Source organism: Ornithinibacillus halotolerans, from assembly GCF_014637405.1.
Lineage (GTDB): Bacteria > Bacillota > Bacilli > Bacillales > Amphibacillaceae > Ornithinibacillus > Ornithinibacillus halotolerans.
On the sequence record NZ_BMEY01000019.1, the window covers coordinates 1 to 23,804 of the forward strand.

General features: G+C 35.0%; 24 protein-coding genes and 2 other annotated features. Of the genes, 2 read left to right on the forward strand and 22 right to left on the reverse strand.

The annotated features are described in order from the left end of the window. Positions 1 to 131 precede the first annotated feature (131 nt). The 15 genes from obgE to IEV35_RS15615 all read right to left on the reverse strand — a co-directional run bounded on the left by obgE (position 132) and on the right by IEV35_RS15615 (position 12,946). A complete protein-coding gene (obgE, locus tag IEV35_RS15545; protein ID WP_188385591.1) occupies positions 132 to 1,412 on the reverse strand; it encodes a GTPase ObgE in 1,281 nt (426 codons plus the stop codon). Between the two features lie 14 nt (positions 1,413 to 1,426). Beyond that, on the reverse strand, positions 1,427 to 1,957 hold the full coding sequence (locus tag IEV35_RS15550; RefSeq protein ID WP_229740772.1) for a Spo0B domain-containing protein: 531 nt from the start codon (positions 1,955 to 1,957) through the stop codon (positions 1,427 to 1,429). Between the two features lie 380 nt (positions 1,958 to 2,337). Beyond that, on the reverse strand, positions 2,338 to 2,628 hold the full coding sequence (gene rpmA, locus IEV35_RS15555) for a 50S ribosomal protein L27 (RefSeq protein WP_010098994.1): 291 nt from the start codon (positions 2,626 to 2,628) through the stop codon (positions 2,338 to 2,340). Positions 2,629 to 2,639: 11 nt separating this feature from the next. Continuing rightward, positions 2,640 to 2,969, reverse strand: coding sequence for a ribosomal-processing cysteine protease Prp (locus tag IEV35_RS15560; protein WP_188385593.1), 330 nt, complete (start codon positions 2,967 to 2,969; stop codon positions 2,640 to 2,642). Between the two features lie 10 nt (positions 2,970 to 2,979). Continuing rightward, positions 2,980 to 3,288 (reverse strand): 50S ribosomal protein L21, encoded by a 309-nt coding sequence (gene rplU, locus IEV35_RS15565; protein ID WP_188385594.1) that lies wholly within the window; start codon positions 3,286 to 3,288, stop codon positions 2,980 to 2,982. 13 nt (positions 3,289 to 3,301) lie between these two features. Then, positions 3,302 to 3,373: a sequence feature (ribosomal protein L21 leader region), on the reverse strand. Between the two features lie 59 nt (positions 3,374 to 3,432). Further along, entirely contained in the window at positions 3,433 to 4,302 is an 870-nt protein-coding gene (locus IEV35_RS15570; RefSeq protein ID WP_188385595.1) for a site-2 protease family protein, read from the reverse strand. After that, the gene (locus tag IEV35_RS15575; protein WP_188385596.1) at positions 4,286 to 5,056 is read right to left on the reverse strand and encodes a M23 family metallopeptidase; all 771 of its coding nucleotides are present in this window, start codon (positions 5,054 to 5,056) and stop codon (positions 4,286 to 4,288) included. Before IEV35_RS15575 ends, IEV35_RS15570 begins: the two co-directional genes overlap by 17 nt. Before the next feature lie 548 nt (positions 5,057 to 5,604). After that, entirely contained in the window at positions 5,605 to 6,402 is a 798-nt protein-coding gene (gene minD / locus IEV35_RS15580; RefSeq protein WP_188385597.1) for a septum site-determining protein MinD, read from the reverse strand. Next, positions 6,395 to 7,087: a septum site-determining protein MinC gene (minC, locus tag IEV35_RS15585; RefSeq protein WP_188385598.1), complete on the reverse strand. Its 693-nt coding sequence runs from the start codon at positions 7,085 to 7,087 to the stop codon at positions 6,395 to 6,397. Before minC ends, minD begins: the two co-directional genes overlap by 8 nt. 64 nt (positions 7,088 to 7,151) lie before the next feature. After that, positions 7,152 to 7,676, reverse strand: a complete 525-nt coding sequence (mreD, locus tag IEV35_RS15590) for a rod shape-determining protein MreD (protein ID WP_188385599.1) — start codon at positions 7,674 to 7,676, stop codon at positions 7,152 to 7,154. Further along, the gene (mreC, locus tag IEV35_RS15595) at positions 7,673 to 8,530 is read right to left on the reverse strand and encodes a rod shape-determining protein MreC (RefSeq protein ID WP_188385600.1); all 858 of its coding nucleotides are present in this window, start codon (positions 8,528 to 8,530) and stop codon (positions 7,673 to 7,675) included. The genes mreD and mreC overlap by 4 nt, the downstream gene beginning before the upstream one ends. 12 nt (positions 8,531 to 8,542) lie before the next feature. Beyond that, complete coding sequence (locus tag IEV35_RS15600) at positions 8,543 to 9,586, reverse strand: rod shape-determining protein (protein ID WP_308419797.1); 1,044 nt, start codon at positions 9,584 to 9,586, stop codon at positions 8,543 to 8,545. Positions 9,587 to 9,820: 234 nt separating this feature from the next. After that, positions 9,821 to 10,492 carry a RadC family protein gene (radC, locus tag IEV35_RS15605; protein ID WP_188385670.1) on the reverse strand — a complete coding sequence of 224 codons (672 nt, stop codon included), beginning with the start codon at positions 10,490 to 10,492 and terminating at the stop codon, positions 9,821 to 9,823. Between the two features lie 190 nt (positions 10,493 to 10,682). After that, positions 10,683 to 11,579, reverse strand: a complete 897-nt coding sequence (locus tag IEV35_RS15610; RefSeq protein WP_188385601.1) for a hypothetical protein — start codon at positions 11,577 to 11,579, stop codon at positions 10,683 to 10,685. Positions 11,580 to 11,683: 104 nt separating this feature from the next. Beyond that, positions 11,684 to 12,946 carry a bifunctional folylpolyglutamate synthase/dihydrofolate synthase gene (locus IEV35_RS15615; RefSeq protein ID WP_188385602.1) on the reverse strand — a complete coding sequence of 421 codons (1,263 nt, stop codon included), beginning with the start codon at positions 12,944 to 12,946 and terminating at the stop codon, positions 11,684 to 11,686. Between the two features lie 67 nt (positions 12,947 to 13,013). Between IEV35_RS15615 and IEV35_RS15620 the strand changes: the two genes are divergently transcribed. Then, the gene (locus tag IEV35_RS15620; RefSeq protein WP_188385603.1) at positions 13,014 to 13,898 is read left to right on the forward strand and encodes an ATP-grasp domain-containing protein; all 885 of its coding nucleotides are present in this window, start codon (positions 13,014 to 13,016) and stop codon (positions 13,896 to 13,898) included. A gap of 347 nt (positions 13,899 to 14,245) precedes the next feature. On the opposite strand, the gene IEV35_RS15625 is transcribed toward IEV35_RS15620, so the two are convergent. Further along, a complete protein-coding gene (locus tag IEV35_RS15625) occupies positions 14,246 to 16,885 on the reverse strand; it encodes a valine--tRNA ligase (protein ID WP_188385604.1) in 2,640 nt (879 codons plus the stop codon). A 53-nt stretch (positions 16,886 to 16,938) separates the two neighbouring features. After that, positions 16,939 to 17,166 (reverse strand) — a binding site (T-box leader). Positions 17,167 to 17,310: 144 nt separating this feature from the next. On the opposite strand from IEV35_RS15625, the gene IEV35_RS15630 reads away from it, so the two are divergent. Continuing rightward, entirely contained in the window at positions 17,311 to 17,499 is a 189-nt protein-coding gene (locus tag IEV35_RS15630) for a YszA family small membrane protein (RefSeq protein WP_188385605.1), read from the forward strand. On the opposite strand, the gene IEV35_RS15635 is transcribed toward IEV35_RS15630, so the two are convergent. The 6 genes from IEV35_RS15635 to hemC all read right to left on the reverse strand — a co-directional run bounded on the left by IEV35_RS15635 (position 17,496) and on the right by hemC (position 23,801). After that, positions 17,496 to 18,515: a protein kinase family protein gene (locus tag IEV35_RS15635; protein WP_188385606.1), complete on the reverse strand. Its 1,020-nt coding sequence runs from the start codon at positions 18,513 to 18,515 to the stop codon at positions 17,496 to 17,498. The genes IEV35_RS15630 and IEV35_RS15635 overlap by 4 nt on opposite strands. Positions 18,516 to 18,589: 74 nt before the next feature. Beyond that, a complete protein-coding gene (gene spoVID / locus IEV35_RS15640; protein WP_188385607.1) occupies positions 18,590 to 19,591 on the reverse strand; it encodes a stage VI sporulation protein D in 1,002 nt (333 codons plus the stop codon). Positions 19,592 to 19,818: 227 nt separating this feature from the next. Beyond that, positions 19,819 to 21,105 carry a glutamate-1-semialdehyde 2,1-aminomutase gene (gene hemL, locus IEV35_RS15645; protein WP_188385608.1) on the reverse strand — a complete coding sequence of 429 codons (1,287 nt, stop codon included), beginning with the start codon at positions 21,103 to 21,105 and terminating at the stop codon, positions 19,819 to 19,821. A 20-nt stretch (positions 21,106 to 21,125) separates the two neighbouring features. Beyond that, entirely contained in the window at positions 21,126 to 22,106 is a 981-nt protein-coding gene (gene hemB, locus IEV35_RS15650; protein WP_188385609.1) for a porphobilinogen synthase, read from the reverse strand. A 19-nt stretch (positions 22,107 to 22,125) separates the two neighbouring features. Continuing rightward, positions 22,126 to 22,872 carry a uroporphyrinogen-III synthase gene (locus IEV35_RS15655; RefSeq protein ID WP_188385610.1) on the reverse strand — a complete coding sequence of 249 codons (747 nt, stop codon included), beginning with the start codon at positions 22,870 to 22,872 and terminating at the stop codon, positions 22,126 to 22,128. Continuing rightward, positions 22,872 to 23,801 (reverse strand): hydroxymethylbilane synthase, encoded by a 930-nt coding sequence (gene hemC, locus IEV35_RS15660; RefSeq protein ID WP_188385611.1) that lies wholly within the window; start codon positions 23,799 to 23,801, stop codon positions 22,872 to 22,874. Before hemC ends, IEV35_RS15655 begins: the two co-directional genes overlap by 1 nt. Positions 23,802 to 23,804: the final 3 nt, after the last annotated feature.

Sequence of the window (23,804 nt, forward strand, 5' to 3'; positions counted from 1 at the left end):
CACCGCCATGAAAGGCAATCGAACAATAAATTGTGAAAATAATCCAAAGAAAAATGGTTCCTATCATCTATTTTTGATGATAGGAACCATTTTTAGTTATTTTCGGCTAGTTTTGTCCCAGCCTCTTCATGTTAATCAACAAATTCAAATTCAAATTGTAAAATACGTATTGTATCTCCGTCTTCTGCCCCTCGTTTACGCAGTTCATCATCTACACCCATAGAGCGCATTTGACGAGCAAAACGACGTATTGCTTCTTCTCTATTGAAGTCAGTCATTTTGAATAACTTCTCAATTCGTGGACCAGATAGCACGAATGCACCGTCATCGTCACGGCTAACTTCAAATCCTTTTTCTTCTTTCTGATAGCGATACACAACTTTTTCTTCTGTTTCCTCTAACTGTGGTGCAGTTTTTGGTATTTGTTCTAATAGATCCGCAACAACATATAAAATATCTCTTAAACCTTCTTTTGTTAATGCAGAGATAGGAAATACTCGAATATCTTCTTCTAGTTTCGCTTTAAATTGTTCTAAGTTTTCATCTGCACCAGGCATATCCATTTTATTTGCTGCAATAACTTGAGGCCTAGTTAATAATTTTTCATCATATTGTTCTAACTCTTTATTTATTTTAAGATAATCATCAAATGGGTCTCGTCCTTCTGTACCAGCCATATCGATGACATGAATAATTACTCTCGTTCGTTCAACATGTCTTAAAAATTGATGTCCGAGTCCAATACCTTCATGGGCACCTTCAATTAATCCAGGTAAATCTGCAAGGACAAAACTTCGTTGATCACCTGTATCAACAACTCCTAAATTAGGAGCTAATGTTGTGAAATGATAATCTGCAATTTTAGGTTTTGCCGCGCTCACTACTGAAAGTAAAGTGGACTTGCCAACACTTGGGAAACCAACTAGTCCGACATCAGCGATTAGCTTTAACTCTACTTTAATGTTTCTTTCTTCACCAGGCTCACCATTTTCTGCAAAATCAGGAGCTGGATTTCTAGGTGTTGCGAACCGAGAATTTCCTCTTCCACCACGACCACCTTTTGCTATGACAGCCTCTTGACCATGGATCGTTAAGTCGGCAATTACTTGTTCGGTATCCTCATCAATGACAGTTGTTCCTGGTGGGACGGATACTACAAGTGGAGCTGCATTTTTACCGTGCTGGTTTTTACTCATACCATTCTCTCCGCGTTTCGCTTTAAAATGGCGATTATAACGAAAATCCATTAAAGTGTTTAAACCTTCATCCACCTTAAATACTACATCCCCGCCGTTTCCACCGTCACCACCAGCTGGGCCACCCATTGGTACATATTTTTCTCTACGATAAGCTACAAGACCATTTCCACCGTCTCCAGCTTTGACGTAGACACTGACCTGATCGACAAACATACTACTCACCTCATTTAATCAGGCAAAGATATCGAGAAGACAAATATTATATTTGATTCCTGCTCTTCTGCCTGGATTAACACATTTTCTAGTTTTTCACTTAGTTTATATTTCCATTTATTATAATCGATTGTTTGATCATTTATTATTATAACTAAATCGATTGAGTCTTTGCTTTCTCTTAATTCTAGACTACCTGTTACGATATCTAAATCATCTTCAATGATAATTTCAATCACTGTCTGCCCAATATTCGTTAGCATAAGATCATAGTCATGTAAATTTCGATTTTCTGTATGTATAGAATATGTAAATTGAATATGTTTATGTTCTAAATTTACTTGAATCAACCATAATGCAAAATGAGGGCAATTGATATTCATTAAGAATCTTTCTTGATTAAAACCATCAATAATTTCATTTAACTTTGTTTTAACCTTTTCTGTTTTCCCCATACTTAAATATCCATGAACAATTTGCAAATCATTCATTAAGTCATGTCTTTGTAAACGCAATAATTGAATAATATCCTTTGCTTCCACCATTATCCTCCCCCAATACGTAGAATTATAGCAGAAAACATGGATGAGTTCATTATTGGTTGTGTAGTTTAAAAGGAAAAATATTGTGTAGGGACTATCATTATTCATTTATTTTCTGGATTCAACGTAAAATGATGTTTGACGAACTACCATTATTCATTTCAGCTCAATGTCCAGCGTAAAATGATGTTTGGTGAACTCCAATCATTCATTTCATACCAACATCCAACGTAAAATCATCCAACGTAAAATGATGTTTGACGTTCTCCCATTATTCATTTCATCCCAACGTTCAGCGTAAAATGATATATAGGCTCATATACACCATGCTATTAAATTAAAAAAACTCCAACCACTAAATGATTGGAGTTTTATATGTGTTATTATGCTTCTTGAGCAACTGGGTATACACTTACTTTTTTGCGGTCACGACCATAGCGTTCGAATTTTACAACACCGTCGATTTTTGCATAAAGAGTGTCATCTCCACCGCGGCCTACGTTCTCACCAGGATAGATCTTTGTACCGCGTTGACGGTAAAGAATAGATCCACCAGTTACGAATTGACCATCAGCACGTTTAGCACCAAGACGTTTGGACTCAGAGTCACGACCGTTCTTTGTACTACCCACCCCTTTTTTGGATGCGAAGAACTGTAAATCTAGACGTAGCATTAGAGCACCTCCTATTTACTTTGTATCGTAATGAATTGATTATAGTCACGTTCAATAGTTTCGAGTGAAACAATCATACCCTCGAACAGGAGTTGTACTGTTTCCATTAGTTCCGGTTGTACCGAAGCTGGAATAGTAACTCGAAGATAACCACCTTCTGCTCCTTGTTCGATATCTAGGTCAACTTCCGTTAGCTTAAGGACAGCATTTACTGCACCGAATGAAACAGCGGATACGCCAGCACAGACTAAATCATATCCATATGGTCCACTTTCTGCATGTCCAGATAATTCAAATGACTTTATTTGATTATTATCTCGGTAAATAGTTACCTTAATCATATCGGAATCCTTAATTGTTAATCTTTTCGATTACTAATTTTGTGTAAGGTTGACGATGACCTTGCTTTCTATGGTAGTTTTTCTTAGCTTTGAATTTGAAAACAGTAACTTTCTTTTGACGACCATGTTTTTCAACTTTAGCCGTAACAGTAGCACCGTCAACGTAAGGAGATCCAACTTTAACGTCTTCCCCACCTACGAATAGTACTTTGTCAAAAGTAACAGTTTCATCTACGTCAGCTGCAACTTTTTCAACATAAATTGCTTGACCTTCTTCAACTTTAACTTGTTTACCACCTGTTTCGATAATAGCGTACATAACTGCACCTCCTTAATAAACTCAGACTCGCCATACAGGTAACTTTAAAAGTTTTACAACCTGTTCTGTGCGGTTGTAGCACGGGTGCTACGATGAATAACATACAAATGTTATCATGTATGCTATTGATTTGTCAAGGTTATTTTAAATCGTGGAATAGGTTGCAATCTCACCTATAGTTTTATGGTAATGCTTATCAAAAAAATAACTCTTTAGACAATCACTTTCATCAATTGTTACTCTTTTATTATTTGGCATTTGAATGTAGATCGAGTGTTTTACATCTCTCCTAAAATGAGAAAAAACATCCATAAGTGAATACTGGGATGGAACTGTGATTGAACTAACGGATCGAATAAGATGATTTCCTTTATATCGATTCAATAAAAAACGAATAAACGTAAAATGTCTTTTCTTCCAATCGGAGTAATTTTCAACCAGCAAAAAAATCATTAGCAAACATGCACTTAATGTAAATGGAAAAAATACAAGCTGCGCAATAATAATAAACGAAATTATTACAATAGATGCTTGTATAGTTGTATAGTAAGCTTTCTGAAACGAAAAACGTTTTGATAGTAAATAAAACAATAATTTACCACCATCTAATGGCCAAACAGGAAGTAAATTAAATATTAATATTGTTGTGTTGTAAAATAGAATTGTGCTAATTAACGATGGGGGCAACAATGAAAAAATGGAAACAAAATACATGATAAAATAAATAATTAGATGTTGAAAGGGACCTGAAATGGTTACTATAAATTCTTCCTTTATCGGTCTATTCCCGTGTTCATCCGTATCCATTACCCCACCAAAGACCCATAGCATAATCCTCTTAATTCGCCACTTATAATATGAAGCTGCAAAAAAATGTCCTAACTCATGTATGAATACAATGGAAATAATAATAAACAAATCAATGAATGTACCAGTTAAAATTGAAATGAAAATAAAAATGAATAAAATTGGGTGTATATGTATTGTCGGTATAAATCTATGGTTGATCGTCAACTTCGATCACCTGTACCGGATCTACAAATTCATTGTTCTTTTCAATAGAAAAGTAGACCACTTCATTTGCATCTGTTGGATTAAATTCACCAATTCGTTGATTTGCATCGACGATTTGATATAAGTGAACGTCAATTGAACTTAAAAATCCATAAGTTGTTGTTGATTTATCCGCGTGTTGAATTACAATTGTTTTATTCGTTTCTGACTTTTTCCCAGAGAATATGACGATTCCTTCCCTTAATGCTTGTACAGAAGTAGTTTCAGTTGGAGCAATTGTAATTCCTTTGCCATTCGTCTGAAACGTTTCAATCACATTTCCTGATACAGGTAGTGCAAGTGGAGTCTCGTCAACCACTGTTTCCTTTGCAGGCGAAAAAGCTAAAGGAGTACCAAAAGAATCTTTATACCACTGGTAAACACTAGCAAATGGAAATTCTTCAGTGAGTACACTCGCCGTCCATTCCTTAGGCTTGTCAAAAATTTCCGCATCATTTTGCCATATAATTGCGATAGAAAAAAATAGCATGACCGAAAACAGCCCTTTTAAAATAATCCCTGTTATGGTATTATTTTTTTCACGATTGGTTTCGGTTTGATCAATAAAATTAGGATAAAATCCGTGTTTCTCTTCTTCTTGTGGTAAAGAAGGCATGATTGTATTTACTTTGCTCGTTTTTGTACTAGTTGGTATCCCGCGTGATTTTTTTCGTTCACTTATTGATTTACGTACATCTTTAACTCGTTTCTTCATCCATCCTCATTCCTTCATTCATCGTTTATTTCATTGTATGAAGGGTTTGGACAAGATATGATTGAACATCCTAGAGTTTTATATTGGCTTGTACCGGCTTTAATTAAAATTTATTTAAGTCTTCACTAAATACCAATTCGTAAGTTGCGTATTTTTTATTGATATCGGGTAACAAGTGACTCTTAATAATTTCATTTGCAAATTCTGTTATTTCCTTGTGAATTGTAGATTGCTTGGCTTCATTTTGGGATTCTACTGCTAAGGCTATTTTTACTGGACTCTCAAATTTTTTAATAGCTATTCCTTTAACACAAGGGAATTTCTTATCTAAAATTCTTGTTTATAGTCATATTGGATAATATATCTCCCATTTAAATCAAGACAATGTTTATCTTTAATATAACTTACGCTGTATATTCTATTTCTTCGTCATTAACATATAGTTTGATAGGGCCGAATGGCGTTAGTAGCATATGAACACCTACTTCTCTAATAAAAAAGAGTTCTAAATCATTAATGATATTTAGAACTCAAGATGAATTAAACTATTAACTTCTTATCCCAAAAAACTTCTTCACTCTTTTAAACATACCACTTTCATCTTCTAACGATTGAAGTGGTACAGATTCGCCTAAAATTCTTCTAGCAATATTACGATATGCGATAGAAGCTTTAGAATTTGGTTGGAATGCTACAGGCTCTCCATGGTTAGATGCTTTTATTACTTCATCATCATCTAAAACTATACCAATTAATTCAATCGATAGAATTTGGACGATATCATCAATTTCGATCATGTCACCATTTTTCATCATATGTTTACGGATACGGTTAATCACTAAAGTTGGAGGAGCAATTTCTTCTTTCTCTAATAACCCGATAATTCTGTCAGCATCTCGAACACTAGATTTTTCTGGAGTAGTCACAACAATAGCTTTATCTGCACCAGCAACTGCATTCTGATAACCTTGTTCAATACCAGCTGGACAATCAATTAGAATATAATCATATTCTGTCTTAAGTTCTTTAATAATTCCTCGCATACCTTCTGGTGTTACAGCAGTTTTATCACTTGTCTGAGCAGCAGGTAATAAAGAAAGATAATCAAATCGTTTATCTTTAATTAGAGCGGCCTTTAATTTACAGCGCCCTTGAATAACATCGACAATGTCATAGATAATCCGATTTTCAAGCCCCATAACGACATCTAGATTTCTTAAGCCAATATCTGTATCAATTAAACAAACTTTTTTCCCCATTAGTGCTAATGCTGTTCCGATATTTGCAGTTGTAGTTGTTTTACCAACTCCACCTTTTCCGGATGTTATAACGATTGCCTCACCCATTGATTAAACTCCTTTCAAATCTACTTAAACTATTACGTCTCTGTGCTAAAACTTGTAATCTATCAATAATTATTTTATCTTTTTCCGTATCGATGAGACCACATTCCATATATACACCATCTGATTCATAATCTGGAGCCCGACTTATGTAATCTGCTATACGAAGTTGACTCGGGTTCATATAGGAAGCTGTTATTATTGCGTTACGGTCACCTTCTGAACCTGCATGTGCAATTCCATGCAGGCTCCCCATTATATATATATTACCTGTGGAAACTACTTTCCCACCAGGGTTTACATCGCCAACAAGAAGTAAATCCCCTTTCACTTCTAGTACTTGTCCAGAACGAACGATACGATTTACGGCTTTTACTTCCGTCTCTTCAAGCATTTCTAGGGCTTCATCTCTTAATATCACATTCGACTCAATTGCTTGGATAGTGAATTGATTTAATTCGGTAATTAACTCTTCTAACATTTCTTTTTGATCCTCATAAAGATAACGGTTCCCTAGTTTAATAGTTACCGCTACATCTTTATCTTCTTTGTTCGATTTATTTACCGATAATTTTTCCCTTAACTCACTACACGCTTCTTCAAATGAACAGCGGTCATCAATGAAAAGTGTTAGCCCTTCTCGAGTACCTTTTATCGTTACATATTGTCTTTGTTTTGCATCTTGCATGCTTTCACCTCATTAATACTTCATATATAGCGTGTAGGGGTTGTTTATTACTTTAATAGACGTTCTAATTCACCCTATAACTTTTCCATTTTTCTAGTTTCTTTGTAAACAAAGGATATATTAACGCTAAGAAGATTGAATTAGCTAGTATAGATGGTATCAATCTAACCATCAAATAATCTAGCCACTCCGAATTCATTACACCAATCACAAAATAAATCAGATTAATTATTAATTCAGCTATGATAATACTTATTATACCAAACAATAGTGTGGAATAAATATTACTATGCAATAATTTTTTCATACCATGGATGACATAGATCACCAATCCATAAGTAAACATATAAACACCTAATATACCTGTGTAAGCAATGTCTATCAATAGTCCAAAAATTAATGCATAAATAATTGAGTGGATAGAGTTATTATCATCATAAAAAATAGTGATTAAAATTAGGAACATTAATACCCAATGAGGAGTTATCATCAAATTACCGTCAATGAGACTACTTGGTAATATGTCTAATGCAACTCCTTCCAAAACTACAAAAAGTAGTAGAAGAAGGGGTAGGATTATATGTCTCATTGCTCCTCCCCCTTACCAAGTTTCCGCTCAACTACAATAACATTATTTATTTCGTACATGTTGGCTGCCGGTTCAACTAAAGCAGTGCGAGTTAAGCCATATTGATCTGGAATAACTTCCTTTACCTTTCCAATTAACAATCCTGCTGGAAAGACTCCACCCATACCAGAAGAGAACACTAACTCTCCCTCTTCGACATTATGCTCAGATTCTTCTATAATCCTAAACAATAACGAACCACTTTTCGCATCGTATTCTTCAATTAAACCAAAAACATTTTTATCATCTTCTTTGGAAATAGTAGCAGAAATGCGGTTAAAGGCATCAAATCCTGTTAATAGCTGAACAGTTGAAGTTAGTTCAGAAACACTTTGCACTTTTCCAACCATACCTTCCGCGGTGATAACTGCCATGTTCTCTTCTACTCCAGCTAGGGAGCCTTTATTAATAGTAACTTGTTCAATCCAACGTTCTGGAGATCTTGCTGTTACCGTGGCATGAATCGGATTATAGGAACGAATCGTTTCACTCTTATCGATTATTTCTCGAAGTTCAGCATTTTCTCCCTTTAATTCCTGAACTTCATAGATTAATGCTTTATACTGTGCTAACTTTTCTCTTAATATCTGATTTTCAGTATACGTATTTTTGGCATCATCAATATTACTAATAATACCAGTAACATATTTTACTGGTGTGGAAATAATGTTTTGTGCAAGTCCAATAATATCATGGACAAATTGTTCACCTGTTGTTAAATTACTACGATCTCTTAAAGAAAAACCTATAAGAACAACTAGGATAATAATCCCAATTAATAGCAAAAATAATTTCTTTTTACGAAAAAACGACATAAAAACACCTACTTATTCTACTGTAGGACGAGTAGATACATTTGGCTGCGCCTTAAATTGTTGAATATAATCCAATGACTTGCCAGTACCAATGACAACACAGTCAAGTGGATTATCAGCTACAAAAACAGGCATTTTAGTTTGGTCACTAATTACCTTATCCAAATTTTGTAGTAGAGAACCTCCTCCAGATAAGACAATCCCTCGATCCATTATATCAGCTGATAATTCTGGCGGAGTATTTTCTAACGTCACCTTAACTGCTTCAACTATTGCATCTACTGTATCCATAAGTGCATCTGATATTTCTTTACCATGAATTGTTACTGTATGTGGTAATCCTGTAAGTAAATCCCTACCACGAATTTCCATACTTTTTTCTGCAAAACTCTTATCACTAGCAGAACCAATCTCTATTTTAATCTGCTCTGCTGTTCTTTCACCGATCATTAAGTTATACGTTTTACGAATATAATTGATGATAGATGTATCCATATTATCACCGGCATTTCTAATAGACTGGGCAGTAACAATTCCCCCAAGGGAGATAACAGCTACTTCAGTAGTCCCACCACCGATATCAACAATCATACTTCCAGTTGGTTCCCATACAGGTAATCCTGCACCAATTGCAGCTGCAAAAGGTTCAGCTATCGGGAATGCTTCTTTTGCTCCTGCTTGTTTGGAAGCATCTATAACAGCTCTCTCTTCAACCATCGTAATTCCTGATGGTACACAAATCATAACATTTGGTTTGCTAGCAAATCGCGACCTACTTCGCATCGCTTGTTTAATATAGTATTGCATCATTGCAGCTGTCGTATCATAATCAGCAATTACTCCATCTTTCATTGGACGTATAACCGAAATACCACCCGGATTTCTGCCAATCATATTTTTAGCTGAACGACCTACTGCTTCTATTTCTCCGGTTTCCACATTTTTAGCAACAACTGATGGCTCTCTTAATATTACACCTTTTCCTTTAACAAATACTAATGTATTTGCAGTACCTAAATCAATCCCCAAATCTTGTGAAAATCCAAAAATCCCCAATAAAATCTTCCTCTCCTATATCATGTGGTTTTCTGGTTATTTACTTTACTATCTTATTTTATTCTATGTGACGACCCACATAATATAATCCCATCAGGACAATTTATATATGTATATATCTCTTTATCTTTTTACTAACTCCACTTGAAGAAGCGCCACTTTCACTGCTTTTGAAAATGGCGCTATGTTTCTATCTATTATACGAAAAAAACGATAAAATTGATAGTACAACAATTATAAGTAACCTTTTTCTTTTAAGGATACAAATTTTCTGTCACCAATAATTAAATGATCTAACAATTCAATACCAATCATTTTTCCTGATTCAACTAGTCTTCTAGTAACATGAATATCTTCTTGAGATGGAGTCGGATCTCCGGAGGGGTGATTATGAGCAACGATGATAGAGGCAGCGGAACGCTTAACCGCTTCACGAAATACTTCACGGGGATGGACAATTGAGGCGTTAAGGCTCCCAATGAAAATGGTCTGCCTATGAATAATTTGATTTTTAGTATTAAGAAAAATAGCTACGAAATGCTCTTGATTTAAATTTCTCATTTCTTCCATCACATAATCAGCACCATCTTCAGGTGATCGAATGACATATCTTTCATTAGGCTTATATTGACTCAGTCTCTTTCCTAACTCTAGAGCAGATAGTATTAATACTCCTTTTGCCTTTCCAATCCCTTTAATTGCTGTTAATTCTTCAATGGTTGCATCTTTTAATAATTTTAATCCTTCAAAATGCATTAATAATCGATTTGCTAAGTCCATAACGGATTCATTCTTTGTACCACTCCCTAATAATATGGCAATTAACTCTTGATTAGATAAATGACTTGCACCTAAAGTTAATAATCTTTCTCTTGGTCTATCCTCCTTTGGTACATCTTTTATCATTACATTGGATGTATTCAATCGCTTTTCTCCTTTCTAATTTTAAAAATAGAATAGCTTATATTAAGTTTCTAGACAAACCACTATAATGCTATTATGCAACTGATACCAAGCATAAAAACAAAAAAACAGTAAGTAGAATTTCATTTCTCCTTACTGTTTGTTCATCAATTTTTTATATTTACATATTATCTTAATTGGAAAAGATAGATTGGTAGTCTGCCCAAATAGAAAGTAATATATGATTTGATTCTTTCTCATTTACTTGTTGGATACTATCTTTTAATTCACTTTGAAAACTTGTTAACCTATCCGATTTTTCTGGTAATGAATCGAATAAGGTATTCCATTTTTCATCGTTCCATTTCCCTTCATTTAAAGATGCCACCCACGTTTGCTGGAACGAAGTGATCCATTCTGATTCTTGTTTCGTAAGTTGAATTTCTTTTCCATCTACTACCCATTCTTTTCCATATACATCTAGCCCATTCTCTGTTAAAAAGTTTATGTCTTCTTGTAAATCCTCTTTCTTCTCACCAACTTGCACTAATAAAAAGAATTGATTATCTTTTTCCCAAACAAAGGGTGAGTAGCCTAGTTCATTAAACTGAGAAGATATTTTATTTGCATTTTCTAGTGTTGAAAATATGCCACCTTGGATAACAAAAGCAGACAACGGTTCAATAGTATACAATGTTCTGTCTTGTGAACTGGTATCGTCGTTATTATTTGTCCCATTCTCTTTATCTGGGACTAAGATTGCTGGGGAAGAATTTAAACTATTATCAAAGTTAACAATGACTTTCAACATGACAAATCCTAAAATAGAACCGACGATAAGAGCTGAAGCTATAGCAATAATGATTGGTTTAAACATATCAAATTTATTTATTTTATGAATTGCCGATTGATTACCAATTGACGTAATATCGTATTCTCTCGTATAGGTATGGATTCGATCTTCACTACTATCTTCTGCAGCTGCAATTTCGTCTCTACTTATCTTCTCTATGTCCTTCGAATAACCTTTTCTATCACTTGTTAATCTTTTACCATCTATTTTAACAACGATAGATTTATCTTTTGACATATGCTTCTCCCCTCACTTAGTAGATTAGTTTGTTCTACTCTAGCATAATAAAACTAAAAAGTAAGGAGAATATTGTCATGATTCATTTATTTTTTTCAACATAATTAGCGATAATCTGTAATGTACTTTCGAACCGTTCCGATAAAGTGTAAAGATCCCGCAAAAAAATAAGCTTCCTGATTATTCATATTTTCTAACGCTTGTCTCCAATCACTAATGATAATATTATCAGAATCAATACCATCTACTATCTCCTCAGCATGTGCTGCACGAGGGTGACTAAATGTAGTAATAATAACCGAATCAAAAACTGGTATAGCAATTTGTAACATCTTTTGTAATTCTTTATCTCTAAATCCGGCAAATATAAGTACTTTACGATTCGTTTTATATAAATCATCAACTGTATTTAGCAAGGCTTTCATTCCATCTAGATTATGTGCACCATCTAAGATGATTAAAGGGTGTTGTTTTACCTTCTCAAATCTGCCTGGTATCGACACATTATTAAGGGCAACAAATACTTTATCCCAATCTAGCTTTATTTTTAATAGATGTAGTGCCATCAAAGCTAATCCAATATTTGCGATTTGATGTTTTCCTTGCATCATTATTTCAAATTGATAATGATTCTTCTGATGTCTCCATTCAATTAATTGACTATCTATAGCGTTGGATTTACCTAAACAAAGAAAGTCTTTATTCAATTGATAGATAACAGATTGCTTTTCATTTGCTTCCTTGTATACAATCGGTAAGCATTCCTCTGGAATATCCCCTATTACTACAGGAACAGATTGTTTAATAATGCCTGCCTTCTGAAAAGCAATTTCTTCTAATGATTCCCCTAAAAAATGGGAGTGGTCCATAGCGACATTTGTTATAATAGATAGAATCGGAGTAATACAGTTTGTCGAATCTTCTCGACCACCCATACCAGTTTCTATGATCGCAATATCAACATTATCTCTGAAAAACAGTAATGCAATAGCAGTAATTATTTCGAATTCTGTCAGATATAGGTCTTCTGCGTCCAGCAACTTTATTGTTGGTAACAACTGATTAAATATAGTAACAAATTGTTCTTCCGAGATTTCATCGTCATTTATTAGGATATGGCCAGCTAACCCTGTTAAACTAGGAGAGGTGAAAATACCGACTTTATAATCATTACTAGTTAAAGCTCCTTTTATAAAAGACAATGTAGAACCTTTCCCATTTGTTCCAGCAATATGGATAAATGGTACATTTTGGTGTGGGTTACCATGTAAATCTAAAACCCGATTCATTCTTTCTAGACCTGGCTTAATGCCAAGTGTTCTTCTGTTTTCAATAAACAATTCTACTTGTTTGAGATTCTGATACATAAGGAATCCACCAACTTTCAAGTCGATTTGAACTAAAGTATAGCATAGAAAGAGAGGCTAACGTATAATGAACAAATTTGGATGGATTATTTATAATGGCAATTTACCTGGTAATAAATTTCTTGATTATGCTGAGATGCTCCACGAAGCAGCAGCTAAACAAAACTCACATACGAAGATAATTAAAAATAATGACTTACTATCGGAATTTAACACACTTGGTTTACACCTTATTTCCGACATGGAGTTACCTGACTATGTTATATTCACCGATAAAGATATTTATCTAGCACGACAACTTGAATTGTTAGGTATACCTGTCTATAACAATTCCATTGTCATTGAAACTAGTGATGATAAAATTGCTACGTATCAAATATTAGCCCAGCACAAACTCCCAATTCCTAAGACAATTGTAGCACCTAAAGTTTTTTATCAACGGGAAGATAAGACTTTACCTAATTTGCATAGCATAGTAAATACTCTCGATTTTCCTTTAATCATAAAGGAGGCATTTGGGTCCTTCGGTGAACAGGTGTATATCATACATACAATGGAAGAATTAGAATCTAAAGTCTCTGAATTGTACGGAAGGCCATTTATGTTTCAGGAATTTGTCTCAACAAGTTATGGCAAAGATTTGAGACTACAGGTTGTTGGTAATGAGGTTGTCGCTGCAATGAAGCGAACGGCGAAAGATGATTTTCGAGCAAATATTACTGCTGGCGGGACGATGGAGAAATATGAACCTTCAATCAAAGCAAAAGAAATTGCCATCCAAGCAGCAAAAGCTATTGGAGCTGATTTTTGTGGTGTAGATTTACTCTTTGGAGAAGATGGAGAGTATATCATTTGTGAAATTAACTCTAATGCGCATATAAGGAATCTTTATGAATGCACGGGTATTAATGCTGCTGATGCAATTGTAAAGCACATCCTAGCACAATTATAATAGTAAAAATATGCTACATTACTAATAACATGATAAGGAGCTGCAACAAAAGCTTTCCCTACATAGTAAAAAACCGAACTATACGATATGGGTGCAACTAACCCGCTCTGGAAATATACTTCGCTTTCCGCGGGCGGCTGGTGAGCCAGGCTACTACAACGAATTTGCTTCTTCGCTGCCTTGCACCGAGGAAGCTTTCTTCGTAGCGTGACTTGCAGACGCAGGTGCATCAAAGGGTCTCACCGATGCCTTTCCTCCCGCTGGAGTCTACGTATATTTCCGGAGCTAATGTATCGTATTGTTCGGCTTTAAAATTAGAAATTTAATTTTGTCCCAACCTATTTTCGTTATTTCAATTCATTTAGTCTTGCTTGTACAGCTGCTTGTTTTTCAAGATAATCTTTTTCTTTCTTTTTCTCTTCTTCCACAACTGCCTCTGGCGCTTTTGCAATAAATCCTTGGTTAGATAATTTCTTCTGAACACGTTCTACTTCTTTATTCCATTTTTCAAGTTCTTTCTCAAGACGAGCAATTTCTTTATCAAAGTCGATTAACCCTTCTAGAGGTAAGAATATTTCAGCACCGGTAACAACAGCAGTCATTGCTTTTTCAGGTGCATCTACAGAAGTAGCGATGACTAACTCACTTGGATTACAGAAACGCTCTAAATAACTTCGATTATTCTCTAATTCCGTTACAATTGCTTCATCTTTTGCTTGAATTAGAAGACTTATTTGTTTTGACATTGGAGTATCCACTTCGGCACGGATATTACGTACAGATTTAATGATTGATACGAGACGTTTCATTTCCTCAGATGCTTTTTCGTCATGGAATTCTTCTCGTACTTTAGGCCAATCTGCAATTGTAATAGATTCCCCTTGATGTGGAAGCTTTTGCCAAATTTCCTCAGTAATAAATGGCATAAACGGATGTAATAAGCGCATTGTTTGATCTAATACATGTGCTAAGACAGATTGAGTCGTTTTCTTCGCTTGCTCATCTTCACCATATAGAGGAAGCTTAGCCATTTCAATATACCAATCACATAATTCATCCCAGATGAAATTGTGTAAGTGGCGTCCTGCTTCACCAAATTCATATTTATCTGTATTTCTTGTTACTTGCTCAATCGTCTCGTTTAAACGAGTTAAGATCCATTTATCAGCAAGAGACAAGTTTCCAGTTAAATCCATTTCCTCATACGTAAAGCCTTCTAAATTCATTAATGAGAACCTGGATGCATTCCAAATTTTATTGGCAAAATTCCAAGTAGATTCTACTTTTTCCCAATAGAAACGCATATCTTGACCTGGAGAAGTCCCTGTTAATAAGAAATAGCGAAGGGAATCAGCACCATACTTCTCGATAACATCCATCGGATCGACACCATTTCCAAGAGATTTACTAAATTTCCGCCCTTCTGAATCACGAATGAGTCCATGTAGTAATACATCTTTGAATGGACGTTTCCCAGTAAATTCTTTCGATTGGAATACCATGCGCGCTACCCAGAAAAAGATAATATCATAACCTGTAATTAAAACGTCTGTTGGGAAGTATCGCTTATAATCTTCTGATTCTTCGTTTGGCCAGCCCATTGTCGAGAACGGCCATAAAGCACTAGAGAACCATGTATCTAATACATCTTCATCTTGTTCCCAGTTTTCTATATCTTTTGGTTCATCTTTACCTACATAAAGTTCACCAGTTTCTTTATGATACCATGCTGGGATTCGATGTCCCCACCATAATTGGCGACTAATACACCAATCACGAATATTTTCCATCCAGTTTAAATACGTTCTTTCAAAACGTTCTGGTACGAAGTTTACTCGTTCTTCTGTATTTTGCATTTCTAATACAGCATCTGCTAATGGTTGCATTTTTACAAACCACTGAGTAGATAAATACGGCTCAACTACTGCACCACTACGCTCGGAATGCCCAACTTGGTGAACATGCTCTTCTATTTTAAATAGAACACCTAACTCTTTTAGATCGTTTACAATCTGCTTACGGCATTCGAAACGGTCCATTCCTTCATATTTTCCAGCAGTGGCATTCATCGTTCCATCTTCGTTCATTACTAGAACACGTTCTAGATCATGACGATTACCAATTTCAAAATCATTAGGATCATGTGCTGGAGTTATTTTAACTGCTCCTGATCCAAATTCCATATCTACATATTCATCCGCTACAATTGGAATCTCTCGCCCAACAATAGGTAGAACAACTGTTTTCCCAATTAAATGTGAATAACGCTCATCTTTCGGGTGAACAGCTACTGCAGTATCACCAAGCATCGTTTCTGGACGTGTTGTCGCTATTTCAATTGTTTCATCACTATCTTTAATTGGATATCTCATATGATAGAAATTACCATTTACTTCTTTATAAATAACTTCGATATCAGAAAGAGCTGTTTTTGTTACTGGATCCCAGTTAATAATATATTTCCCACGATAAATTAACCCTTTTTCATAAAGTTTAACGAACACTTCCTTAACTGCATCTGATAATCCCTCATCTAGCGTAAAGCGTTCTCTTGAATAGTCTAACCCTAATCCTAACTTCTCCCATTGAGAGCGGATAAAGCTTGCATATTCTTCTTTCCATTCCCATGATTTTTCTAAGAACTTCTCACGACCAAGCTCATAGCGATTAGTTCCTTCTTCTTTTAATCTTGCTTCTACTTTTGCTTGTGTTGCAATTCCAGCATGGTCCATTCCTGGTAACCATAACACATCGTATCCTTGCATGCGTTTCATACGAGATATAGTATCTTGCATCGTTGTATCCCACGCATGACCAAGGTGTAAACGACCTGTTACATTAGGAGGTGGAATAACGATAGAGAATGGTTCTTTCTCTGGATCACCTGTTGCTTCAAAATATTTACCATCTAACCAAAATTTATAGCGGTCTTGTTCCACTTGCTGATGGTCATATTTGGGTGGTAATGTAGTGTTTTTTTCTTGCATCTTATTATCCTCCTTAAAAGTGTTAAAAATAAAAAACCCTTTCCATCCTTAATAAAAAGGACGAAAAGGGTAAATTTTTCCGTGGTACCACCTTTGTTTACAGAAATAATTCCTGTACACTCATTACTTGATATCGGTTACGAACCGGCAAACTCCTACTGAAGTTTTCAGAGTTGCTACATCAAGGGCGACCTTCCAAAATGTTTACCTAGAAAACTCTCACCAATGTTTTCCTCTCTTAAAGGCAACTCTCTTGTACTCTTCCCTATCATTTGTTTGAAGTATATAATTATTAATCTATTTTATCCAAAAGAGAAAATAAAATCAACTCATAATTAGATAATTGCACAAATTGACTATGATTATACATATAGTATTACACAACAGTTAAAAGGTGAATACATTTTTAAAGAGGTGAAAATGTTATGGCAAGATATTATCGCTACCGTTTACCACCATGGGCAAGAAAATGTTTAATTATTGCTGAAAGAGTTACATTGCCAATACTTATCTTTCAATTAATTCGAACAATTCTTATTCCAACAACACTTGATGTATTACTCACCCTCTTTTTTGCAGGGATATTTGTAGCGTTTTATTTAAAATGGATTTAACTTTCACTACTACTCTCATCAAGTGATATCATTTCATATTCTTCTTCCACAAATTCTGAGAAACTAATTCCAAATACAAGTTGGCGATGCAAACGTTGTAATCTGATGACGGTGTCGATCATCGTTTGATCAGATTCTCTACTTATATAATCGTTTATGATTTCCAAATATGCAGAAGGGTCCAGGAGATAGATTGCAAGTAATGTTAATTCATGAATTTCTAATCTATTCTCTTCCATGTAAAATTTAAACTTATCTAAAAGTAATCGTTTATCCGAATCATAATACAAAGTTTTATTTTTAATGAACTGGGTTAAGTCGACGATTGGATGTTGATAATTTGCTTGTTCCCAATTAATAAAATAATATTGATTCCCAGAAAGAAAGTGAGAATCTTTTAATCTTCCATGGCATAATGTTACCTTTGTCTCGGATACGTCTTCTAAGGATTCGATATATTGGTTAATTCGTTTTTCAAGTAAGTAATATACTTGTACCATATCCCGATATTGTGTACAGACTAGTAATTCAACCGGAGACATAAAGTGCTCTTGTTCAAATTCTTCTACATGAAAGAGTAGTTTCTTTCTACTGTCTATCATTTGTTTTTTGTAAAGAAGAAAATCCTCTTTTAATTTTTCTCTAATATCAGCAGTAATCGGCTGAGATTTCTTTGTTTTTGCATGAATATAGCCAATATGTTGATATATTTTTTCAATTGGATGATTACGATTTGTGGAATCTATCCAGGGGGTCAAATAATAAATATCATTACCTTCTTTAACATATAATTGATTAGAATTAGTAAGGTAAACAGGCAATATACTTTGGAGGTTAGTTGCTTGGGCAATTCGATATACTTCTAACCAATCTGATAATTTTTCTTCATGTAAGTGGCTTTTCTTTAATGCATAATGATGCTTATTTCCTTTTATTTTAAATAATTTCTCGGACACTTTTTCGATATCTACCGGATAGATATGATAAGATTCTAGGACTCGCCTAACTTTCTCCAAGCTGTTTCACCACCTATATTTTCATTAAACATGATACCCCTTGACAGATGACAAGGGGTATCTGGGTATTATGTTCATTTGTTTTTCACTGGAATATAGAGGATCTGACCTTCTATAATATCATCATCTTCCAGTCTATTTTGGCTACGAATATGAAGAGTAGTAGTTTCATATTTTTCAGCTAGTTTTTCGATTGTATCTTTTTCTTGTACAATACATAACTTTAACTTAACGTAATCATCTTCATCACTTCGAAACATATCTGCTAAGTATGTTAAATCCGCTTTTTCATTTCTACTTTCGTAACTTTCTTCCTCTCTACTGTAAGATTCTTCTTCTAATAAAGAGGAGGATTCTTGTAATGCTTCTTCTACTATTTCTGGTTCAGGTTCTTTATTCTTCTGGAAAAACTCTTCAAAGCTTTGTGTTTTTTGCTTGAATAGCCAACGGTCATCTTTTGTTTCATTGTTATCCTCAGCAGTTTCTAATGTTGGTAATTGCTCAGGAGATTCTTCTATATAGCTAGAAGATTCATTCTCCACGACTGCTTCAAATTCAAAAAGTTCCTCTGTTTCCCTTTCTTCATCCACAACATCTGCAAATTGTTCTTGTGTACCTTCCTCTTCCTCAACTTCTTCCAATTGATTATTAATCCCATGTATTTCAATGGCAGAGCGTAAGTACAATTGATTAGATTTTCGTAATTCATAATCAAATTCTGAAATTAGAACTGTAACATCATCTAAATCTTCTACTCGATAGGAAGGTACAGTAATTTCAACAGGAAAGCGATGCATAAATTCTGCATGATTATATTGTGTATCTGTTACCCGTTCCATAAATCTCTTGGAATCATATCCTTCTAGGTAAGAATCTTCCTCACTACCTGAATCTTGGGCCTTCTGATAAGAACCTTGTAATTCTATTACCCCTCTAATGGAGATATAATCATTAAATTCCTGAATGGAGATTTCTGGCTCCAGTGAAATACCCATAATTTCTTCTACTTCCTTGCCTTTCTCAAAATACAATGACTCGTTTAATTCAAAGCGAAATACATTTTGCTCGTTTACCAAGTCGTTTCCTCCCTTCAAAACATACATTCCCATATGCTCTTATCTCTTAATTATCTATATGAGCCAAGGTATTAGGATATGCTAAGGAATGAGAAAACTCTTGACTAAAAACGTTTATTACTTTCACAAAATGGAAAAAAGCCCGTACACAATCCAGCCTCCTATAGGTAAATGATTCCCACCTATAGAAGACACCAAGTGTACGGGCTGCTATGTGTAAATAGCTTTTATTTAAGTTTTGAAAATGCCTTTCTGGCAGCTTGTATTGTTTTTTCAATATGTTCTTCCGTATGTGCAGTTGATAAGAATAGACCTTCAAATTGAGATGGTGGTAAAAAGATCCCCTCTTCAATCATTGTTCGATAATATTGATTAAAGTGTTCTAGATTAGAACTGGAAGCTGTAGCAAAACTAACGACAGGTTCCTCTGCAAAAAATATGCCAACCATTGAACCAGCTCGATTAATTTGTAATGGAATATGATATTCATCTGCTGCTTTTCTATAACCTTCAACAAGTAGATCTACTTTTTTATTCATTTCCACATATGAATCTTCCGTTAAAGCATTTAACGTTTCATAACCAGCTGTCATAGCTAATGGATTTCCAGATAATGTGCCGGCTTGATAAATCGGACCAGCTGGTGCAACTTGTTCCATGATTTCCCGTTTACCACCATAAGCACCGACAGGTAATCCACCACCAATAACTTTTCCTAAACATGTAAGGTCTGGTGTCACATCAAAATGTCCTTGTGCACTATGATAACCTACTCTAAATCCTGTCATTACTTCATCAAAAATTAATAATGAACCATGTTCCTCAGTAATTTCCCTAAGAAAACGTAAGAAATTATTAATTGGTGGAACAACACCCATATTTCCACAAACAGGTTCTGCAATAACAGCTGCAATATTATCTCCGAATTTTTCAAAGGCAGTACGAACACCTTCTTGGTCGTTATAAGCTACCGTAATCGTATTTTGTGCTATTGTTTTTGGAACTCCTGGACTATCTGGCAAGCCCAATGTCGCAACACCAGAACCAGCTTTAATTAATAAGGAATCACCATGTCCGTGGTAACTTCCTTCAAATTTCAAAATTAAATCTCGCCCAGTATATCCTCTAGCCAGTCGTAAAGCACTCATAGTTGCTTCTGTTCCTGAGTTTACCATACGAACCATTTCAATCGATGGGACACGATCAATGACTAATTGAGCTAATTTATTTTCCAATAATGTTGGTGCTCCAAAACTAGTTCCTCTCTCAATTACATCATGAAGTTGACCTACAACTCGTTCATCGGCATGCCCAAGAATTAATGGTCCCCAACTTAACACATAATCAATATATTCGTTTCCATCGATATCTTTAATTGTTGCCCCTTTTCCACTTTCCATAAAAATCGGATCCATACCTACCGATTTAAATGCTCTGACTGGCGAGTTAACTCCACCAGGCATCAAATTAATTGCTTCTTTGTATGCATCAATTGATTGACTAAAACGATCCATTATTTCCACCTCATTTATTTTTACTCTTGCAACCATTTTGCAACGTCTTTAGCAAAATAAGAGATAATTAAATCTGCACCTGCTCGTTTCATAGAAGTTAGTTTTTCTAGTACAAGTTCTTTTTCATTAATCCAACCATTCATTGCTGCAGCTTTTACCATGGAATATTCCCCGCTTACATTATAGGCAACGATTGGAAGGTTAAAGTTGTTTCGAACATCACGTACAACATCTAAATAGGACATCGCTGGTTTGACAATTAGAAAATCAGCGCCTTCCTCCACATCTGATTCCGCTTCACGCAATGCTTCAAGCCGATTTGCTGGGTCCATTTGATATGTTTTACGATCCCCAAACTGTGGTGTACTGTCTGCTGCATCACGGAAAGGACCATAGAATGCTGAAGCGTACTTAACTGCATAAGACATAATGGGAATATGTGTATATCCCGCTTCATCTAATCCGTCTCTAATCACTCTCACAAAGCCGTCCATCATATTTGATGGAGCAATAATATCAGCACCTGCTTCAACCTGTGAAACCGCAGTCTTAGCTAATAATTTCAATGATTCATCATTATCAACATCTTGATTCTGAATTACCCCACAATGTCCATGGGAAGTATATTCACATAAACAGGTGTCAGCTACAATTAAGATATCTGGATAGTGTTCTTTTATTACTCTTGTTGCTTCTTGTACTATTCCGTGATTATGGTATGCTCCACTTCCGACGTCATCTTTACTATTCGGTACACCAAATAAGATAATCGATTTTATTCCAAGATTATGGACTTCCTTTACTTCTTCTACTAATAAATCTAAAGAAACTTGATAGACATTTGGCATAGATGGAACTTCATTCTTTATATTTTCTCCTTCTACAACAAACATTGGATAAATAAAATCTTCAACTCTAAGATGATTCTCTCTAACCATGCTTCTCATAGACTGGGATGAACGTAAACGACGATGACGCTTAAAATTCGTGTTAATTTGCATTTTTATTAATCCTTTCTTTTCAATGATTGCACATGACCTCAATCATACTTTCCGTTGTATATTGAACAGGTGAGATCGTATTTTGAAAACCTAACTCTCTTGCTCGAGCCTCTGTTGTATGGCCGATACAAACAATAGTCGTATCTTCTGGAATATCTTCACCTGAAAATTTCACAAAGGCCTCTACAGTGGATGGACTAGTAAATGTAATAAAATCCAATTTGACAGATCTTAACACCTTTTGTAATAAAGGTGCCGATTGATCATTGTTTACTGTGTCATAAACGATACAAGATTGAAAGCGTACACTTGCTTCTAGTAATCCCTTTGCAATCACATCTCGTGAACGATTGCCTTGCACGAGAAGTACTTGGCCTACCTCTTCATACTGATTTAGAAATTCTTTCACAAATGTTTCTCCGTCATATATTGATGGGAGAAAATCTGCTTTATAACCATATTTCTCGAGTTGAGCCTCTGTTTTATGTCCAACTACTGCAATTTTTATAGGAGGAAGGCTAAGCTGATGATAATTAATGGATTCGAAAAAACAATTTACACCATTTATACTAGTAAAGAAAAGCCAATCAAATTGTTCTAGTGCTCGTAACATTTTTATATCTTGATTGAAGGTTCTACATGATATCTTTAATAATGGGACCTCATATACATCCGCACCACTCGATTCAAGTTGTTTTGTGAATTTCTTGGCAAGGCTTTCCTCACGAGTCACTAAAACACTTTTCCCTAATAATGGAGGTTCCATTATTTATCTAACTCCTCTTTAACTTGCTCAACAATTTCCTTAGCACCTTGACTTAATAATTTCTCCGCTGCTTCTTTTCCAACTTGGATTGGGTCTTCCCCTCTAACAACTTCTTTTAAAATTGTCTTTCCATCTGGTGTACCAACTAGTGCTTGTAATACAACCTCGTTTTCTTCTAGATAGGCATAACCACCAATTGGAATCTGACAGCCACCTTCTAATAAATTAAGATAAGTTCTTTCTGCAGTGATCGTTTTCGTTGTATACTCATCATTGATTTTTGCAAGCATCGAACGCAACTCGTTATCATCTTCACGACATTCAATAGCTAATGCTCCTTGACCTACAGCAGGTAGACAAATCTCAGGTTCTAAATACTCTGTTATAAGTTCTTCATTCAAGCCAACTCGTTTTAAGCCAGAAACTGCTAAAATAATTGCATCATAGTTCTCTTCGTTTAATTTGCGAATTCTCGTTTCTATATTTCCACGTATCCACTTAATTTCTAAATCTGGTCTAAAGGCCAAAATCTGTGCTGCTCTACGTAAACTACTCGTACCTACAACAGCACCTTGTTGTAAATCTTTTAGCTTAATGTCATTTTTAGAGATAAAAGCATCACGATGATCCTCTCTAACAGGTATAGAAGAAATAACTAACCCTTCCGGAAGTACAGCTGGCATATCTTTCATGCTATGTACTGCAAAATCAATTTCTTTATCATATAGAGCTTTCTCTATTTCTTTAACAAATAATCCTTTTCCACCAACTTTAGAAAGTGTTACATCAAGAATTTTATCCCCTTTTGTAACAATTTCCTTTATCTCAAATTCATTATTAATACCCGCATTTTTCAGTTCATTAATAACCCACTTTGTTTGTGTTAATGCAAGATTACTCGTTCTTGAACCTACGATAATTTTTCTCATCTA

Excerpts from the sequence above, each read along its gene's own strand:
- obgE (WP_188385591.1), bottom strand. The coding sequence starts at position 1,412 with ATGTTTGTCGATCAGGTCAGTGTCTACGTCAAAGCTGGAGACGGTGGA.
- IEV35_RS15550 (WP_229740772.1), bottom strand. The coding sequence starts at position 1,957 with ATGGTGGAAGCAAAGGATATTATTCAATTATTGCGTTTACAAAGACAT.
- rpmA (WP_010098994.1), bottom strand. The coding sequence starts at position 2,628 with ATGCTACGTCTAGATTTACAGTTCTTCGCATCCAAAAAAGGGGTGGGT.
- IEV35_RS15560 (WP_188385593.1), bottom strand. The coding sequence starts at position 2,969 with ATGATTAAGGTAACTATTTACCGAGATAATAATCAAATAAAGTCATTT.
- rplU (WP_188385594.1), bottom strand. The coding sequence starts at position 3,288 with ATGTACGCTATTATCGAAACAGGTGGTAAACAAGTTAAAGTTGAAGAA.
- IEV35_RS15575 (WP_188385596.1), bottom strand. The coding sequence starts at position 5,056 with ATGAAGAAACGAGTTAAAGATGTACGTAAATCAATAAGTGAACGAAAA.
- minD (WP_188385597.1), bottom strand. The coding sequence starts at position 6,402 with ATGGGTGAGGCAATCGTTATAACATCCGGAAAAGGTGGAGTTGGTAAA.
- minC (WP_188385598.1), bottom strand. The coding sequence starts at position 7,087 with ATGCAAGATGCAAAACAAAGACAATATGTAACGATAAAAGGTACTCGA.
- mreD (WP_188385599.1), bottom strand. The coding sequence starts at position 7,676 with ATGAGACATATAATCCTACCCCTTCTTCTACTACTTTTTGTAGTTTTG.
- mreC (WP_188385600.1), bottom strand. The coding sequence starts at position 8,530 with ATGTCGTTTTTTCGTAAAAAGAAATTATTTTTGCTATTAATTGGGATT.
- radC (WP_188385670.1), bottom strand. The coding sequence starts at position 10,492 with ATGATAAAAGATGTACCAAAGGAGGATAGACCAAGAGAAAGATTATTA.
- IEV35_RS15610 (WP_188385601.1), bottom strand. The coding sequence starts at position 11,579 with ATGTCAAAAGATAAATCTATCGTTGTTAAAATAGATGGTAAAAGATTA.
- IEV35_RS15615 (WP_188385602.1), bottom strand. The coding sequence starts at position 12,946 with ATGTATCAGAATCTCAAACAAGTAGAATTGTTTATTGAAAACAGAAGA.
- IEV35_RS15620 (WP_188385603.1), top strand. The coding sequence starts at position 13,014 with ATGAACAAATTTGGATGGATTATTTATAATGGCAATTTACCTGGTAAT.
- IEV35_RS15625 (WP_188385604.1), bottom strand. The coding sequence starts at position 16,885 with ATGCAAGAAAAAAACACTACATTACCACCCAAATATGACCATCAGCAA.
- IEV35_RS15630 (WP_188385605.1), top strand. The coding sequence starts at position 17,311 with ATGGCAAGATATTATCGCTACCGTTTACCACCATGGGCAAGAAAATGT.
- hemL (WP_188385608.1), bottom strand. The coding sequence starts at position 21,105 with ATGGATCGTTTTAGTCAATCAATTGATGCATACAAAGAAGCAATTAAT.
- hemB (WP_188385609.1), bottom strand. The coding sequence starts at position 22,106 with ATGCAAATTAACACGAATTTTAAGCGTCATCGTCGTTTACGTTCATCC.
- IEV35_RS15655 (WP_188385610.1), bottom strand. The coding sequence starts at position 22,872 with ATGGAACCTCCATTATTAGGGAAAAGTGTTTTAGTGACTCGTGAGGAA.
- hemC (WP_188385611.1), bottom strand. The coding sequence starts at position 23,801 with ATGAGAAAAATTATCGTAGGTTCAAGAACGAGTAATCTTGCATTAACA.